Origin of the sequence: Clavibacter michiganensis, assembly GCF_002151125.1 — a bacterium.
Taxonomy (GTDB): Bacteria; Actinomycetota; Actinomycetes; order Actinomycetales; family Microbacteriaceae; genus Clavibacter; species Clavibacter michiganensis_C.
In genome coordinates, this window is record NZ_MDJZ01000017.1 from 244,819 (window position 1) to 260,383 (window position 15,565).

18 protein-coding genes are annotated in these 15,565 nt (G+C 75.3%); 12 read left to right on the plus strand and 6 right to left on the minus strand.

The window, feature by feature from the left end:
- The first annotated feature begins 73 nt into the window (after positions 1 to 73).
- Positions 74 to 976 carry a homocysteine S-methyltransferase gene (gene mmuM / locus BFL37_RS13090; RefSeq protein ID WP_086515533.1) on the plus strand — a complete coding sequence of 301 codons (903 nt, stop codon included), beginning with the start codon at positions 74 to 76 and terminating at the stop codon, positions 974 to 976.
- A gap of 86 nt (positions 977 to 1,062) precedes the next feature.
- Here mmuM and BFL37_RS13095 read toward each other — a convergent pair whose 3' ends face one another.
- Positions 1,063 to 1,926 (minus strand): NAD(P)H-binding protein, encoded by an 864-nt coding sequence (locus BFL37_RS13095; RefSeq protein ID WP_086515534.1) that lies wholly within the window; start codon positions 1,924 to 1,926, stop codon positions 1,063 to 1,065.
- 113 nt (positions 1,927 to 2,039) lie between these two features.
- Here BFL37_RS13095 and BFL37_RS13100 point away from each other — a divergent pair, with 113 nt between their 5' ends.
- The 8 genes from BFL37_RS13100 (at position 2,040) to BFL37_RS13135 (ending at position 8,836) form a co-directional block, all read left to right on the plus strand.
- Positions 2,040 to 2,420 carry a winged helix-turn-helix transcriptional regulator gene (locus tag BFL37_RS13100; RefSeq protein ID WP_172403825.1) on the plus strand — a complete coding sequence of 127 codons (381 nt, stop codon included), beginning with the start codon at positions 2,040 to 2,042 and terminating at the stop codon, positions 2,418 to 2,420.
- Between the two features lie 76 nt (positions 2,421 to 2,496).
- On the plus strand, positions 2,497 to 3,795 hold the full coding sequence (locus tag BFL37_RS13105) for an MFS transporter (protein ID WP_086515536.1): 1,299 nt from the start codon (positions 2,497 to 2,499) through the stop codon (positions 3,793 to 3,795).
- 260 nt (positions 3,796 to 4,055) lie between these two features.
- Positions 4,056 to 4,541 carry a hypothetical protein gene (locus tag BFL37_RS13110; RefSeq protein ID WP_086515537.1) on the plus strand — a complete coding sequence of 162 codons (486 nt, stop codon included), beginning with the start codon at positions 4,056 to 4,058 and terminating at the stop codon, positions 4,539 to 4,541.
- Between the two features lie 101 nt (positions 4,542 to 4,642).
- On the plus strand, positions 4,643 to 5,227 hold the full coding sequence (locus tag BFL37_RS13115) for a DUF305 domain-containing protein (RefSeq protein WP_086515538.1): 585 nt from the start codon (positions 4,643 to 4,645) through the stop codon (positions 5,225 to 5,227).
- A gap of 85 nt (positions 5,228 to 5,312) precedes the next feature.
- A complete protein-coding gene (locus tag BFL37_RS13120) occupies positions 5,313 to 6,248 on the plus strand; it encodes a M23 family metallopeptidase (protein ID WP_086515539.1) in 936 nt (311 codons plus the stop codon).
- A gap of 226 nt (positions 6,249 to 6,474) precedes the next feature.
- Entirely contained in the window at positions 6,475 to 7,341 is an 867-nt protein-coding gene (locus BFL37_RS13125) for an oxidoreductase (RefSeq protein ID WP_086515540.1), read from the plus strand.
- An 81-nt stretch (positions 7,342 to 7,422) separates the two neighbouring features.
- Positions 7,423 to 8,277, plus strand: a complete 855-nt coding sequence (locus BFL37_RS13130) for an alpha/beta fold hydrolase (protein WP_086515541.1) — start codon at positions 7,423 to 7,425, stop codon at positions 8,275 to 8,277.
- Complete coding sequence (locus tag BFL37_RS13135; RefSeq protein WP_086515542.1) at positions 8,270 to 8,836, plus strand: TetR/AcrR family transcriptional regulator; 567 nt, start codon at positions 8,270 to 8,272, stop codon at positions 8,834 to 8,836. The genes BFL37_RS13130 and BFL37_RS13135 overlap by 8 nt, the downstream gene beginning before the upstream one ends.
- Positions 8,837 to 8,852: 16 nt before the next feature.
- Here BFL37_RS13135 and BFL37_RS13140 read toward each other — a convergent pair whose 3' ends face one another.
- Positions 8,853 to 9,794 carry a LysR family transcriptional regulator gene (locus tag BFL37_RS13140; RefSeq protein ID WP_086515732.1) on the minus strand — a complete coding sequence of 314 codons (942 nt, stop codon included), beginning with the start codon at positions 9,792 to 9,794 and terminating at the stop codon, positions 8,853 to 8,855.
- A gap of 71 nt (positions 9,795 to 9,865) precedes the next feature.
- Between BFL37_RS13140 and BFL37_RS13145 the strand changes: the two genes are divergently transcribed.
- The 3 genes from BFL37_RS13145 to BFL37_RS13155 are packed head-to-tail and all read left to right on the plus strand — an operon-like array spanning position 9,866 to position 11,561.
- A complete protein-coding gene (locus tag BFL37_RS13145; protein WP_241534080.1) occupies positions 9,866 to 10,843 on the plus strand; it encodes a DMT family transporter in 978 nt (325 codons plus the stop codon).
- Positions 10,840 to 11,208: a YidH family protein gene (locus BFL37_RS13150; RefSeq protein WP_086515543.1), complete on the plus strand. Its 369-nt coding sequence runs from the start codon at positions 10,840 to 10,842 to the stop codon at positions 11,206 to 11,208. Before BFL37_RS13145 ends, BFL37_RS13150 begins: the two co-directional genes overlap by 4 nt.
- Positions 11,205 to 11,561, plus strand: coding sequence for a DUF202 domain-containing protein (locus BFL37_RS13155; protein ID WP_086515544.1), 357 nt, complete (start codon positions 11,205 to 11,207; stop codon positions 11,559 to 11,561). The genes BFL37_RS13150 and BFL37_RS13155 overlap by 4 nt, the downstream gene beginning before the upstream one ends.
- A 28-nt stretch (positions 11,562 to 11,589) precedes the next feature.
- Here BFL37_RS13155 and BFL37_RS13160 read toward each other — a convergent pair whose 3' ends face one another.
- The 4 genes from BFL37_RS13160 to BFL37_RS13175 all read right to left on the minus strand — a co-directional run bounded on the left by BFL37_RS13160 (position 11,590) and on the right by BFL37_RS13175 (position 15,473).
- Complete coding sequence (locus BFL37_RS13160; protein ID WP_086515545.1) at positions 11,590 to 12,459, minus strand: NAD(P)H-binding protein; 870 nt, start codon at positions 12,457 to 12,459, stop codon at positions 11,590 to 11,592.
- A gap of 233 nt (positions 12,460 to 12,692) precedes the next feature.
- Complete coding sequence (locus BFL37_RS13165; protein WP_086515546.1) at positions 12,693 to 13,583, minus strand: carbohydrate kinase family protein; 891 nt, start codon at positions 13,581 to 13,583, stop codon at positions 12,693 to 12,695.
- Entirely contained in the window at positions 13,576 to 14,574 is a 999-nt protein-coding gene (locus BFL37_RS13170) for a LacI family DNA-binding transcriptional regulator (protein WP_241534098.1), read from the minus strand. Before BFL37_RS13170 ends, BFL37_RS13165 begins: the two co-directional genes overlap by 8 nt.
- Positions 14,575 to 14,720: 146 nt before the next feature.
- Positions 14,721 to 15,473 (minus strand): SDR family NAD(P)-dependent oxidoreductase, encoded by a 753-nt coding sequence (locus BFL37_RS13175; protein WP_086515548.1) that lies wholly within the window; start codon positions 15,471 to 15,473, stop codon positions 14,721 to 14,723.
- Positions 15,474 to 15,565 lie beyond the last annotated feature (92 nt).

Genomic DNA, 15,565 nt, shown 5'->3' on the forward strand with positions numbered 1-15,565 from the left:
CCCGCGGCGACGGCCGATGCCGCGGGGCGTCGCGGACGGTGGATCCGGGAGCGGGCTCCGGCAGGATGTGCGCATGACCCGGCCGCTCCCCCTGCCCGACCGCCCGCTGGTGCTCGACGGCGGGCTCGGCACGCTGCTGGAGGCGCGCGGGCACGACCTCACGGATCCGCTGTGGAGCGCTCGCGTGCTCGCCGACGAGCCCGACGCGGTCCGCGCGGCGCACGCCGAGTACTTCCGCGCCGGGGCGGACGTGGCGATCACGGCGTCGTACCAGGTGGGCTTCGAGGCGTTCGCGGCGCGGGGGCTGAGCGCGGCCGACACGGAGGCGCTGCTGCGGGCGAGCGTGCGGCTCGCGGCCGAGGCGCGGGACGAGGTGGCGCGCGACGACGCGGGCGCACCGCGGGACCGGTGGATCGCCGCGTCCGTCGGCCCCCACGGCGCCACGCTCGGCGACGGCTCGGAGTACGCGGGATCCAGCGGGCTCTCGCGGGCGGAGCTCCGCCGCTGGCACGCCCCGCGGTTCGCCGTGCTCGCCGACGCGGGCGCCGACCTGCTCGCGTGCGAGACGATCCCGAGCCTCGACGAGGGCCGCGCCCTCGTGGACCTCGCGCGCGGCTCGGGCGCGTCCGCGTGGCTCGCGTTCACGGTGGCCGGCGGGCGGCTGCGGTCGGGCGAGCCGATGGCCGAGGGGTTCCGGCTCGCCGAGGAGGCCGACGAGATCGTGGCCGTGGGGATCAACTGCGCGCACCCGGAGGAGGTGCCCGCCGCGATCGCCGCGGCCCGGAGCGTGACCGACCGGCCGGTGGTCGTCTATCCGAACTCCGGCGAGCGCTGGGACGCGGTCGCGCGCGCCTGGGGCGGCGACCCGGCGCTACCCGATGTGGGCGCGTGGATCCGGGCGGGCGCGTCCCTCGTCGGCGGCTGCTGCCGGGTCGGGCCCGACGAGATCCGGCGGATGCGGGACGCGCTGGGCTGAGGCCGCGCGCACGACGACGGCCCGCCCCGCGAGGGGACGGGCCGTCGTGGCGTGCGGATCCGCCTCGGGCGCGGATCCGGGCGGGATCAGGCGCCGGCGACCGCTTGGCGGAGGCCCTCGGCGAGCGACGCGGTGGGGCGGCCGAGCAGGCGTGACAGGTCGCCCGTGGTGTCGTCGAGCTGGCCGGCGCGCGTCGCGGCGTCGAGGCCCACGACGAAGCCGACGGTGCCCTCGTCGAGGCCGGCGTCGCCGAGGATCCGCGCGTGCTCCTCCGCGGACACCTGCGACACGGGGACGGGCTGGCCGAGGATCCCGGAGATCGCCTCGGCGAGGTCGTCCTGCGTCCAGCGCTGGTCGCCCGCGAGCTCGAGGGTCCGCCCGGCGAGGGAGTCGTCGAGGGCCGCGACCGCGGTGGCCTCGGCGAACTCGGCGATGGTGGCGCTCGCGACCACGCCGTCGCCCGCGCTCGTGAGGAGACCGCCGGACTGCTTCACGGAGTCCACCGTGCCCGCGTAGTTCTCGGTGTACCAGCCGTTGCGGAGGAGCGTGACGGGCACGCCCGAGGCGGCGAGCACCTCCTCGGTGGCCTTGTGCTCGCCCGCGATGAAGAGCTCCGTCGTGGTGGCGCGGAGGACGCTCGTGTAGAGGATCCGGCCGACGCCCGCGGCCTTCGCGGCCTCGATGACGGTGGTGTGCTGCGGCACGCGCTGGCCGACCTCGCTGCCGGAGACGAGCACGAGCGTGTCGCCGGGCTGGATCGCGGCGGTGACGCTCTCGGCGTCCGTGTACTCGAGGCGCGCGGTGCGCACGCCCTGCGCCGCGAGGTCGGCGAGGGCCTCGGGGCGGCGCGCGGTGGCGAGCACGTCGGAGGCGGCGGCGCCGCGGGCGAGGAGGGACGCGACGATGCGCGATCCGAGGCGGCCGGTGGCGGCGGTGACGACGATGGTCATGGGATGCCTTTCGAGTCGATGGTGTGCGGTGCTGCCGGGGACAACGGCCCCGCCGCCGAGTACCTTCCCACAGGGAGGTACCCACTTTCCGGTAAGTTGGGTGGATGCCCGACATGAGCTTCCGCGTCACCCGCGAACGACCCGGCGTGACCGACGGCCGATACCCCGCGAACTGCCCGTCGCGCACCCTGCTCGACCACATCACCAGCAAGTGGGGCGTGCTCGTGCTGCTCGCGCTCGGCGAGCGGTCGAGGCGCTGGGGCGAGCTGCGGCGCGAGGTCGAGGGGATCAGCGAGAAGATGCTCGCGTCGACGCTCCGCACGCTGGCCGACGACGGGCTCGTCCTCCGCGAGGCGCAGCCCACCATCCCGCCGCGCGTCGACTACCGGCTCACCGAGCTCGGGCACGAGGTGAGCGCCCGGCTCGTGCCGCTCATGGACCTCGTGATGGACGTCACCGAGGACACGTCCCCGCTCGCGTCCCGCCGACCCTAGGCTTGTCCCGGCAGCCGAGGGACCGGCGCCGACCCGCCTCGCGCCACGGCGCCACCCGGCCAGAGAGAGACCGACGATGCCCTCCCCGTCCGCGCCGACGCTGTCGCGCACGCCCGCCCCGACCCGCGACGTCCGCCGCGCGCGCGTCGCCGTCGGCATCCTCTTCTTCACCAACGGCGCGATCTTCGCGAACCTGCTGCCGCGGTACCCGTCGATCAAGGCGGAGCTCGGGCTCGCGAACCTCGATTTCGGGGCCGCGGTGGCGGCGTCGCCGCTCGGCGCGCTCATCGCGGGGCTCGCCGCGGGCGTCCTCATCCGCCGGTTCCGCTCGGCCCGCGTGGCGGTCGCGGCGACCGTGGTGGCCTCCATGGGGATCCTCCTGGCCGGCCTCGCGCCCGGCTGGCTCGTGCTCGCGGGCGCCCTGTTCCTCGCGGGCGCCATGGACTCCATCACCGACGTGGCGCAGAACTCCCACGCGCTCCGCGTGCAGCGGCTGTACGGGCGGTCGATCATCAACTCCTTCCACGCGGTGTGGTCCATCGGCGCGGTCGCCGGCGGGCTCATGGGCGCGGCCGCCGCGCAGATCCGCCTGCCCCTCGTCGTGCACCTCTCCATCTCGGCGGTCGTCTTCAGCGCGCTGGCCGTCGCCTCGCTCGCGTGGCTGCTGAAGGGGCCGGAGCCGGAGCCCGGCGAGGGCGGCGCCGCGCACGCGCACGCGCCGGATCCCGAGGGCGACTTCGCGCGCGCCGCCTCCCCCCGCGCGCTCGGCCTCGTCGCGAAGTACGGCGTGCTGCTCGCGCTCGTGATCATCGCGTCCGGCGGCGCCATCGTCGAGGACGCCGGCAGCACCTGGTCGGCCATCTACCTCTCGCGCGATCTCGGATCCTCGGCGTTCGTCGCCGGCCTCGGCTTCATCTCGCTGCAGGGCATGCAGTTCATCGGCCGGATGCTCGGCGACCGCATGGTCGACCGCTTCGGGCAGCGCGCCATCGCCCGCCTCGGCGGCGTGCTCGTGCTGGTGGGGATGGGCGCGGCGCTCGCGTTCCCGAGCATCGTCGGCACGATCGTCGGGTTCGGCGTCGCGGGCTTCGGCGTCGCGACCCTCATCCCCGCCGCCATGCAGGCAGCCGACGAGCTGCCCGGCTTCAAGCCCGGCACCGGCCTCACGATCGTCGGATGGCTGCTGCGGCTCGGCTTCCTCGTCTCGCCGCCCGTCGTCGGCGCAATCGCGGACGCCTCGTCGCTCCGCTTCGGCCTGATCTTCATCCCGGCCGCGGGGCTCCTCGTGCTCGTGTTCTCGCGCGTGCTGGCGACGCGGAGGGCGCACCCGGCGGCGCAGGCGGCGCCGGGGACGGGACCCGCCGCCTCCTCCTAGGGCGACCGCACGCAGATCCGCTCCGAGCGCCTCGTCGCCCTGCCCGTGCGGACCGACCGCCGAGGGCCCCCCTCCCCCGGGGCATCCGGATGCTCCCCCCGGGGTCCGCGTGCGGATCCGTCGGCCAGCCGGCATCACCCCGCGCGAGGGGCGGTGGCGAGCAGCGGGCGAGTGGATGCGAACACCTGCGGTCCGCGTGGTTTCCGCATCACGATCGGGTAACGTACGCCGAGTACCCGCGGCGACAGGAAGGAGTCCGCATGGTCACCGTGTCGACTCCGACCCTGCACGACCGCCTCGCGGCGACCCCGTTCCTCGGGCTCCTGGTGAAGCTGGTCGCCCTGATCGCGGTCGTCGTGGGCCTCGTCGTGATGAGCCCGACCGCGCAGGGCTGGGGTGAGTCCCCGGGTACGCCGCATGTGCATTCCGCCGGTGACCTGCATGCCCACGGCACCGGCCACGGTGTGGGCGACAGCCGCCCCGACATCGCGATGGAGCCCGCCTTCGTCGCCGAGGCGTCCGCATCCGACTTCCCCTCCGCAGCCATGCTCGGCGGCGTGGTCCTGGTGGCATCGGCCACCCTCATGCTCCTCGGCGCCCTCGGCCTCGCCCTCCTCCGGATGCTCCGCCTCGCCCCTCACGTCGACGACCCGCTCGGTCGTCGAGTCCTTCCCCGCATCGCGTCCGACGGCGCGTGGTCGCCGGCCCCGCCCTCACCCGCCTCGCTGTCCGTCTTCCGCATCTGACCCGTCCTGCATCGACCAGAGACCCGGGCTGATCCGCGGCGCCGTGCGCTGCACGGATCCGGCCCTGCCATCCCGATCGCATGGACAGGACGAGACAGACGATGAAGAACACCACCCCCCTGCTCGGCGCCGGCGTCGCCCTCGCGGCCGCGCTGACGCTGACCGGCTGCGCCACCAGCGGCGCCGAGACGACACCTGCGACGAGCGCCTCCGCGCCCGCCGAGGCCACCAGCACGCAGGTCAACGCTGCGGACGAGATGTTCGTCCAGATGATGCGCCCGCACCACGAGCAGGCCATCGAGATGAGCGACATGCTCCTCGGCAAGACCGGCATCAGCCCCGAGGTGACCGCCCTGGCGACGGAGATCACGGAGGCGCAGGTCCCGGAGATCGAGCAGCTGTCCGGCTGGGCGGACCGGTGGGGCATCGATCCGATGTCCGGCATGGACCACGGCATGGCCGGCATGATGTCCGACTCCGACATGCAGGAGCTCGACGCCGCCGAGGGTGCCGAGGCCGAGCGGCTGTTCCTCACCCGGATGATCGAGCACCACACCGGTGCCATCGAGATGGCGCAGACCGAGATCGACGACGGCCAGGACCTGGACGCCATCGAGATGGCCGAAGGCATCGTCGCCACGCAGGAGGACGAGATCTCCCGCATGCGCGCGCTGCTCGACTCCTGACGTCCGCTCCTCCTCTTCCGCTCTCCGCGGCGCAGACGGCCGCACCGTGATGCCGTCATGCCCGCCTGCACCCTGAAAGGCCCCAGTGCACACCGAGACACCCTCCGCGCACGGATCGAACGGGCGCCGTGCCCGCGTCGCGCCGCCGGCTCGCGTCACCTCTCCTCGACGCGCGACGTTCGAACAGCCCGAACCCGCCCCGATCGCCCGTCGGCCCCTCACCTGGCAGCAGGAGGCACGCCGCCGCGCCCGCACCATCCAGGCGCACACCACGCCGGCGACCGACGCGCGGCGCAGCAGCACCAGCCCGTGGAAGACCGCGCTCGGCGCGATGCTCGCCGCCGGCGCGATCGCCGTGACCCACGGCCTCCCCGCCTACGCCGTTCCCGACGACATCGCCGGCGGTGCCGTGACCGTGCACGACCCCGCGACCGGTGAGATCCAGACCCTGCAGGTGGACGGAGCCGCGTACACCGTCACCAGCGAGCCCGGCTTCTCCGTCACGCTGCCGCCGCCTCCGCCGCCCCCGCCCGTCGTCCCCGTCCAGACGCTCGGCACCACGTCCGGCGCCGGCGCCGCGCCGTCCGCCGTCCCCGGGGGCACCGAGGTGCGCTGGCCGATCCCGTCGTCGATGCGCATCTCGAGCCCCTACGGCCCACGTGCGTCGCCGTGCTCGGGCTGCTCGTCCAACCACCAGGGCCTGGACTTCGACCCCGGGAACGGCGCCGGCATCCAGTCCATCGCTCGGGGCGTCGTCCGACAGGTCGTGAGCTCGAACTCGGGGCTCGGCGTCCACGTCGTCATCGATCACGAGGTCGACGGGACGCGGATCAGCAGCACGTACGCCCACATGCAGTCCGGATCCGTCCCCCTGCGCGCCGGCCAGGTCGTCGAGGCAGGCACCCCCGTGGGACGGGTCGGCACGACCGGTGCCAGCACCGGCCCGCACCTGCACTTCGAGCTCGCCTACGGGTCCACGCGCATCGACCCCTACCGGTGGCTCAGCACCCACGTCCGATGAGCCCGAGTCCCTGCGGGCCCCCTCCCGGCGGGCCCGCACGGACCTCGACCTCGCCCGCCGATGCGGAGCGCTCGCCCTCCGACGACGCTCAGCGGCGCGGCCCGCACTCGCGCACGGATCCGCTCACGGGCTCCTGCGAGTGCGGGCGCCGGAGCGGGCCCCCGCGGGAGAGTGGGCGCACATCGCCCGGCGCACGCCGCCCGCCGCGCCACCCGAGAGGATCGCCATGCCGACCGACCTGCCCGGAGGGCTCTTCCCCCTCGCCGACGACCTCACCGTCACGCGCTTCGGCTACGGCGCCATGCAGCTCGCCGGGCCGCGCGTGTTCGGGCCGCCCGCGGATCCGGACGCCGCCCGTGCCGTGCTGCGCGAGGCGGTCGCACTCGGGATCACGCACATCGACACGGCCGACTTCTACGGGCCCGGCCACACGAACGCGCTCATCGAGGAGGCGCTGTTCCCGTATCCCGAGCGCCTGCACATCGTCACGAAGGTCGGATCCCTGCGCGACGCGAAGGGCCGCTGGCCGCAGGCGCTCTCCGCGGCCGAGCTCCGCCAGGCCGTGTACGACAACCTCACGCACCTGACCCTCGACGTGCTCGACGTCGTGAACCTCCGCGTCGGCGCGTTCGACAGCCCGACCGACGGATCCGTCGAGGAGCCGTTCACGGCCCTGGTCGAGCTGCAGCAGGAGGGCCTGATCCGGCACCTCGGCGTGAGCAACGTCAGCCCCGCGCAGGTGGCCGAGGCCCGAGCCATCGCGCCGATCGTGAGCGTGCAGAACCACTACAACCTCGCCCGCCGCGACGACGACGCCCTCATCGACGAGCTGGCCGCGGACGGCATCGCGTACGTGCCGTACTTCCCGCTCGGCGGCTTTTCGCCGCTGCAGTCGGAGACGCTGGCGCGCGTGGCGGCCGATCTCGGCTCCGCGCCGCTGCCCGTCGCGCTCGCGTGGCTGCTGCAGCGGTCGCCGAACGTGCTCGTGATCGCGGGCACGTCGTCGGTCGAGCACCTGCGCGAGAACGTGGCGGGCGCCCGGATCCGACTGCCCGAGGACGCGCTCGCGGAGCTGGAGGGCATCGGCGGCTGAGCCGGATCCTGGTGCCCCTGGCGCACCGCGGCTAATGGTGTTAGCTTATGGCTATTCCCATTAGCCACTTCGGAGGACGACATGATCCAGGCACTGAGCATCGGCGCGGAGACCCTCGCCTACGACCTCGAGGGCGACGGCCCGCTCGTCGTCCTCGCCCACGGCATGGGCGACAGCCGCCGCTCCTACCGCTTCGTCGTGCCGGCCCTCGTGGCCGCCGGCTACCGCGTCGCGAACGTCGACATCCGCGGCTGCGGCGAGTCGAGCACCGGCTGGACCGGGTACAGCCGCACCGACATCGCCGGCGACCTGGTCGCCCTCGTGCGCCACCTCGGCGGACCCGCCGTGATCGTCGGCCAGTCCATCAGCGGCGGCGCGGCGACCATCGCGGCCGCCACCGCGCCCGACCTCATCGCCGGCGTCGTCGAGCTCGCGCCCTTCACGCGCGCCCAGTCGGCCGACCTCCGCGGGCTCCTCCGCGTGCGGACCCATCGCGCCGCGACCGTGCAGCTCGGCCGCGTGCTCCTCACCGGCAGCCTCACCGCGTGGATGCGGTACCTCGACCTCGCGTTCCCGACGAAGCCCGCGGACTGGGACTCCGAGAGCTCCCTCATCCGGAGCGCCCTCACGCGGCCCGAGCGCATGGCGACCCTGCGCGCGATGGCGAAGATGAGCCCGGCCGACGCCGGCCGGCAGCTCGCCGACGTGCGCTGCCCCGTGCTCGTGGTCGAGGGGAGCGCGGATCCCGACTGGGCCGACCCCCGCGCCGAGGGCGAGCGGATCCTGGCCGACCTGCCCGCGGGCCTCGGCGAGCTCGCCGTGATCGACGGCGCCGGGCACTACCCGCACACCGAGACGCCCGACCGGGTCGTCGACCTGCTGCTGCCCTTCCTCGACCGCACGCTGCGCACCGCGACCCCGGACTCCCGTGCCTAGGGCCGGCCTCGACGCCGCCGCCGTGACCGAGGCGGGCGCGACGCTCGCCGACGAGATCGGACTCGACCGGCTGAGCATGGGCGCCGTCGCCGAGCGGCTCGGGGTGCGGACGCCGTCGCTCTACAAGCACGTCGAGTCGCTGGCGGACCTCGTCCACCGCATCGCCGTGCTCGGCGCGACCGAGGTGGCCGCGTCCATGGGCGACGCGACCCGCGGCCGGGCGGGCGTGGACGCGCTCGCGGGCGCGGCGCACTCGTTGCGGGACTACGTGCGGCAGCACCCCGGCCGGTACGCCGCGGGCGTGCGCGCCCGGCCCGTGGGAGACGACGACCCGCTGATCCCCGCCCGCGACCGCACCCTCGAGGCGCTCGGCACCGTGCTGCACGGGTACCGGCTCGACGAGGCCGACCGGATCCACGCCCTCCGCACCCTGCGCAGCGTGCTGCACGGCTTCGCCACGCTCGAGGCGTCCGACAGCTTCCAGATGAGCACCGACATCGAGGAGAGCTTCGCGTGGGTGCTCGACTTCATCGACCGGGGGCTCCGGGACCGCGCGTGACCCGTGGCGCGACGGCTCAGGTCGCGGCGGTCCGCTCGGCGGCCTCCGCCGCGGCATCGGCCACCCGCCGCAGCGCCGCCAGCACGGCGCGGACGGGCGCCTGCGCGAGCGCGTCCGGGCGGGCGAGCACGTCGACGTGGCGCACCAGCGTCGCGCCGACGACCGGCCGCAGCACCAGCCCGTCGACCGCGAGCGGGGCGCCGGTCGTCCGGGGCATCACGGCGATCGCGTCGCCGCTCCGCACGATCTGCGCCGCCACCGAGAACTCGTTGACGCGGTGGACGATGCGCGGCGCCTGCCCGATCAGCGCGCCCAGGTGCTCGAGCACGCCCGCGAGCGGGAACCCCGCGTGGGTGGAGATCCACCGCTCGTCGCGGAGCGCGTCCGGCGCGATGCCCGAGGAGGCGGCGAGCGGGTGCCCGGCGGGCAGCGCGATGTCGAGCGGCTCCACCAGGAGCGGCACGACCACGAGCCGGGCGGTCGGCCACGACGGGTCGTGCGGGAGGCGGTGCGCGACGACCAGGTCGTGATCCGCGGTGAGGCCCGCGAAGTCGCCCTGCGCCACGTCGGCGTCGGCCAGCGCGACGCGGACCCCGGCGGCGGATCCCTCGGCCCCCGCCAGCTCGGCGAGCAGCGGTCCGAACAGCGCGAGCCCGGCGCTGTGGAACGCGGAGACGCGGACGGCCCGGGAGTCGTGCTCGAGGAACGACCCCACGGCGTCGCGGGCCGCGGCGAGCGCCTCGTCCACGCGCACCGACGCCGCGGCGAGCGCCTCCCCCGCCTCCGTGAGCACCAGGCGCCGACCGCGCCGGGTGGTCAGCGGCACGGCGACGCCGGCCTGCAGCGCGGCGAGCTGCTGCGAGACGGCGGACGCGCTCACGTGCATCGCGACCGCCACGGCCGCGACGCTGCCCCGGTCGCCGAGCTCGCGGAGGAGGCGGAGGCGGGCGGGATCCATGAGCACTGTCTAACGCATCGATGAAGACGATGCCCGTCAATCTTCCGGGTCGACTGCCGGAAAGTGGGGGCGTGACCTCCCGCACCCGCCCCGAGCCCGTCGTCGACCTGCTGCTCCTGGCCGTCGCCGCGGTCTGGGGCGCGAGCTTCCTGGCGGCCAAGGACCTCGCGGCGGAGACGGGCGTGCCCGCGGCCGTCGCGCTGCGCTTCCTCGTCGCGGCCGTCGCGACCGGGCTCGTCTGCCTGGCCCGGCGCGAGCGGCTGCCCCGCGGTCGCGGCCTCCTCATCGCGGCGGCGCTCGGCTGCTCGCAGGCCGCGGTCATCGGCCTCGAGACCTGGGGCGTGCACCTGACGAGCGCGACCAACGCGGGCCTCCTGATCAGCCTGGCGCTCGTGATGACGCCCGTGCTCGAGGGCGCCGCGTCGCGCGCGTGGCTGCCGCGGTCGTACTTCGTCGCGGCGGTCGCTGCCGTGGTCGGCGTCGCCCTGCTCGTCTCCGAGGGCGGGTTGCGCGCGCCGACGCCGGGCGACGGGCTGGTGATCGCCGCGGCGGTCGTGCGGGCCGTGCACGTCACCGCGAGCGGGCACCTCACGCGCGGGCGGAGCGAGGGATCCCTCGGCGTGGTCCTCGTGCAGATGGGCGTGTGCGCGGCCCTCTTCTCCGCGATGGCGGGGCCCGACCTGCCCGCCGCGGCCGCCTCGCTCGACGCGCGGGGCTGGGCGGGCGTCCTCTTCCTCGGGGTGCTGTGCTCGCTGTTCGCGTTCGCGGTGCAGCTCTGGGCCGTGCGGCGGACCTCGGCGTCGCGGGCGAGCATCCTCATGGGCACGGAGCCGGTGTGGGCGCTGCTGGTGGGCGTCGTGGTCGCGGGCGAGGCGATCGGGCCGGCGGGCGCGTGCGGCGCCGCCCTCATCGTCGCCGCGAGCTACGCGGGCCAGGCGATCGAGCGTCGGCACCGTGCGTCCGTCGACGCCGCCCTCGCCGGATCCCGCGAGAATGGGCGCATGCCCCAGCCCGACGCGGTGCCGACCGTGCGCCATCCCGCCGCATGACCGCCCCCGATCGCCGCTTCCCGCGCCGCGTCTACCGCGAGGGCGTCGAGCCCGACGTGCGGTTCACGCTCGCCAACGAGCGCACGTTCCTCGCGTGGATCCGCACCTCGCTCGCGCTCCTCGCCGGCGGCGTCGCGCTGGAGGCGCTGGCGCTCGGGCTGCAGCCGGGGTTCCGGCTCGCGGCCTCGCTCGTGCTGATCGTCGCCGGGATCACCGCGCCGGCGCAGGCGTGGATCGGCTGGATGCGCACCGAGCGCGCCCTCCGCCGCGACCGCCCGCTGCCCTCCGCCGCGCTGTCCCTGCCCCTCGGGATCGCCGTGGTCGCCGCCGGCGTGCTCGTGCTGCTGGGCGTGCTGACGGCGTGAGCGCCCCGGATCCGGCCGCGCACCCCTTCGACCCCGGCCTCCAGCCCGAGCGCACCGCCCTCGCCTGGCGGCGCACGGCGCTGGCGCTCGTGGCCGGATCCCTGCTCGGGCTGCGCGTGCTCCCGGCGCTCCTCGGTCCGGCCGGCATCGTGGTCGCCGCGGTCGGCGTGGCGGCCGCCCTCGTTGTGCTCGCGACCGCGCACCGCCGGTACCGGCGCGTGCACCGGATCCTGACCTCCGGATCCACCGGGCCCGGCACCGAGGCGCTCCCCGGCGGCGCGCTCCCCGCGCTCGTCGCCGCGCTCACCGCGTGCGTGGGCCTGGCCGCGCTCGCCCTCGCGCTCACGCGCTGAGCCGGCGGCGGATCCGGGGCGCACCGCCCTACGCGGCGGACCCCAGCAGCTCGCGCACGTAGTCCTCGTAGGACCGGGGCGCATGCCCGAGGATCGCGCTGAGACGCTCGATGGCCTCGGGGCTCCCGACGAGGCCGTCGCGCTGGAAGCCGGAGTACATGCGCTCGTAGTCGTACACGAGCCAGGGGGGCATGGAGGCCAGGGACGCCTCGCGCCAGGCCGCCAGGTCGTCTCCTCCGTAGGTCACGGTCGTCCCGAGGGCCTCGGACAGGGCCGCGGCCGTCGCCTCACCGGTCCACGCGGTCGGGCCGGCCACGTCGATCGGACCGGCGAGCTCCGTCCCCGGGGTCAGGGCGCTCACCGCGACCTCCGCGATGTCGCGCACATCGACCCGTGAGACTCCCGCCCCGCCGAGGGGCTGCGGGTAGACGCCATCGCGGATCGCGTCGAGGTACCAGACGTCGTTCTGGAAGAAGTTGTTGACCCGGAGGAAGCAGGCCTCGACGCCGCTCTTCTCGAGGAGGGACTCCACCGCGAGCTTCGCGGAGTTGTGGGGCACCTGCGGCGCCCGGTCGAGGTCCTGGACGGACAGGTAGACGATCCGGCGGACCCCCGCCGCCACGGCGTGGTCCACCGCGACGGTCGTCTCGTACAGCTCGGTGCGTGTCCCCGTCAGGGCCAGGAACATCTGCTGGACACCCTCGAACGCCGGCATCGCGTCGTAGGGATCGCCCAGATCGCCGACCACGCCCTCGACGCCGCCGGGGAGGTCCGCGAGCCGACGCGGGTCGCGGCTCATGACCCTCAGCCCGGTCATCCCCCGGCGGAGGGCTTCGGCGATGACGGCCGAGCCGACCGTGCCGGTCCCGCCGATGATCAGGGTTCGTGGATCGCTCATGGTGATCCTCCTCGTCTGCTCCATCGGTGCGCGGCGCAGGGCCCGCTGCCGCCTGCCGAGGAAGGGTGTCGCCGGCAGACGCGTCACGGAGGACGGCGCTGACCTGCTCGAGCACCGCCGCCGAGAGGGTCCCACTCGGCGGTTCGATCGATTCGTTCGCGTCGACGCTACGCCGCACGCGGGAGCCGGATCGCACGGCCCCGAGCACCGGTACCCTGCGCCCTGCGCCCGCCTCAGGCCGTCGGCATCCGCAGCAGCGCGCCGTGCTCGCGGCAGGTGGCCGCGGCGATCGCCATGCAGGTGCGGAGCATCGCCTCGCCCTCCGCGGGCGTGCCGGGCGCACCCCGGCGCGCGATGGCGTCGGCCGCGGCGGCGAGGCACGCGTCGCCGGCGCCCATGGTGTCGACGACGGGCCGCGGATCCGGCGTGATGCCCGCCGCGACCACCGCCCCGTCCTCGAGCTGCACGGAGGCGCCCCGGGATCCCTCGGTCGCGAGCACGAGGCGGCTGCCCGCGTCGTGGAGCGCCGCGCGCGCGTCGGCCAGCGCGCCCAGGCCGAGGAGCGCGGTGTCGTCGTCGCCGATCTTCACGAGCAGCGACTCCGCCGCCGCGCGCGCGAACCCGGCGCGGAACCGGGCGGCGTCGTGGAGCATGCCGGCGCGCGGGTTCGGGTCGACGAGGAGGCGCGCGCGCGGATCCCGCACGGCGGCCAGCAGCTCGTCGGCCTGCTCGTGGTCGTCGTAGGGGAAGCAGCTGACGACCACGAGCGACGCCGCGTCCAGCGCCGCCCGCTCCGCGTCGCCGATGCGCACGCGCCGGTTCCACGCGGCCTCGTTGAAGGAGTACCGCGGCTCGCCGTCCTCGCGCTCGCTGACCGCCACGGAGGTGCCCGACGGGCCGACCGTGGCGATCAGCTCGACCCCGTGCGCGTCGAGCTCGGCGCGGATGCGGGCGCCGTGCGCGTCGTCGCCGACCATCGCGACGAGCTGCACGCGGTGGCCGAGGATCGCGAGGCCGACGGCGACGTTGAGCGCCGCCCCGCCGACGAAGGCGGTCTCCTCGCCGTCCTCGCGGATGAGGTCGATCAGGGCGTCGCCGACGACGACGATGGGCTGGTCATCCATGGACGGGGACCTCTCCGGAGCCGCGGACGATGAGCGTGGTGGGGACGACGACGGTCCGCGCGGGGCCGGTGTCGCCGTCGAGCCGGGCGAAGACGCGCTCGGCGGCGGCGTGGCCGATGCCCGACGGGTCCTGCGCGATCACGGTGACGGCCGGATCCAGCAGGGCCGCCATGGGCAGGTCGTCGAAGCCCACGAGCGCGATGCGCCGCTGGGCGTCGTGCCGCCGGAGGGCCGTGATCACGCCGATGGTGATGAGGTTCTGCCCGCTGACGATCGCGGTCGGCGGCTCGGGCAGGGCGAGCAGGCGCTCGGCGAGCGCAGCGGCCACGCGCTCGTCGGACGCGCCGTCGAGCACGTGGCCGGGCAGCACGGGCAGGCCGCGCCGGCCCATCTCGTCGACGAAGCCGCGCTCGCGCTCCCGGGCCGTGGAGATCCCCGGCCGGTCGCCGAGGAACGCGATGCGGCGGTGCCCCCGGTCGGCGAGGTGCGCCACGGCCCGGGAGACGCCGTCCGCGTTGTCGACGATGACCGCGTCGGCCTCCAGCCCGACCGGCACGCGGTCGACGAACACGAGCGGGGTGCCGCGCGACGCCGCGACGCCGAGGTACGCCTGGCTGGGCGCGATGGTGGTGAGGATGAGCCCGTCGACCCGGCGGGCGAGGAACGCGTCGACGGAGGAGCGCTCGCGGTCGGGGTCGTCGTCGAGGCTCGAGGCGAAGACGGCGACACGGCGCTCCCTCGCCACCTCCTCGACGGCGCGGTGCACGGCCCCCGAGAACGGGTTGGCCACGCTGCCGACGAGGAGGCCGAGCGTGCGGGTGCGCCGGTCGGTGCGGCGCAGGCTGCCGGCGTGGAGGTCGGGCTGGTACTGCAGCTGCTCCACCGCGGCCCGCACCCGCTCGGTCATCTCCGCGGAGACGTTGGGCTCGCCGTTGACGACGCGCGAGACGGTCTTGATGCCCACGCCCGCGAGGTCCGCCACGTGCTTCATCGTGGGGCGGGGCGCGGCGGGCGGCGCTCCGGGCGGTGGTGACGCCGTCATGGATCGGTCTCGCTCTCTGCGCTATGGGGCGACCCTAGCCGCTCGCACCCGCCGGAGCCGCTCCCGACGACGTCGCCTTCGCCGTCACCCGCGGATCAGCGCGCCGAGTACCCGCCGTCCACCAGGTGGTAGCTGCCCGAGACGAAGGACGCGTCGTCGCTGAGCAGGAACAGCACGAGCGCGGAGACCTCCTTGTCGGTGCCGAGGCGGCCGGTCGCGTGCTGGCTCTCGAGGAACGCGAGCGCGTCGGCCGAGAGGGAGGAGCGCACGAGCGGGGTGTCGATGAAGCCCGGGCCGACCGCGTTGGTGCGCACGCCGCGCGCCGTGTACTCGAGCGCCGCGACCTTGGTGAGGCCGACGAGGGCGTGCTTGCTCGCGACGTAGGCCGCGTTCTGGGCGAAGCCGACGGATCCGAGCACCGAGCTCATGTTGACGACCGCGCCGCCGCCCGCCTCCACCATCGCGGGCAGCTCGTAGCGGAGGCCGTAGAAGACGCCGTCGAGGTCCACCGCGCGGGTGCGGTCCCACGCCGCGATGTCGTACTCGCCGATGTCGGCCGCGGGCGCGCTGATCCCCGCGTTGTTCACCGCGAGGTGCAGGGCGCCGTAGGTGGTGACCGCGTGGCCGACCGCGGCCTCCGAGTCCTCCGCCTTCGACGTGTCCTGGCGGAACGCGGTGGCCGTGCCGCCGGCGGCCTCGATCTCGGCGACGACGCGCTCGGCCGCCTCCAGCCGGATGTCGGTGACGACGACCGACGCGCCCTCCGCGGCGAGCGCGCGGGAGATCGCGGCGCCGATGCCGCTGCCACCGCCTGTCACGAGAGCGGTCTTCGTGTCGAACCTGGCCATGGGGATCCTCCTCGGGTGTCGGCGACGCGGATCCGCGCCGCACCTCGACGGTACGCCCGCGCGATCCGGCCATCCCCGGTTCACCCGGCGTC

Coding starts and splice junctions, on each gene's coding strand:
- mmuM (WP_086515533.1), top strand. CDS start 74: ATGACCCGGCCGCTCCCCCTGCCCGACCGCCCGCTGGTGCTCGACGGC.
- BFL37_RS13095 (WP_086515534.1), bottom strand. CDS start 1,926: ATGACCATCGTCGTCACCGCCGCCACCGGCCGCCTCGGATCGCGCATC.
- BFL37_RS13100 (WP_172403825.1), top strand. CDS start 2,040: ATGAGCTTCCGCGTCACCCGCGAACGACCCGGCGTGACCGACGGCCGA.
- BFL37_RS13105 (WP_086515536.1), top strand. CDS start 2,497: ATGCCCTCCCCGTCCGCGCCGACGCTGTCGCGCACGCCCGCCCCGACC.
- BFL37_RS13110 (WP_086515537.1), top strand. CDS start 4,056: ATGGTCACCGTGTCGACTCCGACCCTGCACGACCGCCTCGCGGCGACC.
- BFL37_RS13115 (WP_086515538.1), top strand. CDS start 4,643: ATGAAGAACACCACCCCCCTGCTCGGCGCCGGCGTCGCCCTCGCGGCC.
- BFL37_RS13125 (WP_086515540.1), top strand. CDS start 6,475: ATGCCGACCGACCTGCCCGGAGGGCTCTTCCCCCTCGCCGACGACCTC.
- BFL37_RS13130 (WP_086515541.1), top strand. CDS start 7,423: ATGATCCAGGCACTGAGCATCGGCGCGGAGACCCTCGCCTACGACCTC.
- BFL37_RS13140 (WP_086515732.1), bottom strand. CDS start 9,794: ATGGATCCCGCCCGCCTCCGCCTCCTCCGCGAGCTCGGCGACCGGGGC.
- BFL37_RS13150 (WP_086515543.1), top strand. CDS start 10,840: ATGACCGCCCCCGATCGCCGCTTCCCGCGCCGCGTCTACCGCGAGGGC.
- BFL37_RS13160 (WP_086515545.1), bottom strand. CDS start 12,459: ATGAGCGATCCACGAACCCTGATCATCGGCGGGACCGGCACGGTCGGC.
- BFL37_RS13165 (WP_086515546.1), bottom strand. CDS start 13,583: ATGGATGACCAGCCCATCGTCGTCGTCGGCGACGCCCTGATCGACCTC.
- BFL37_RS13170 (WP_241534098.1), bottom strand. CDS start 14,574: ATGAAGCACGTGGCGGACCTCGCGGGCGTGGGCATCAAGACCGTCTCG.
- BFL37_RS13175 (WP_086515548.1), bottom strand. CDS start 15,473: ATGGCCAGGTTCGACACGAAGACCGCTCTCGTGACAGGCGGTGGCAGC.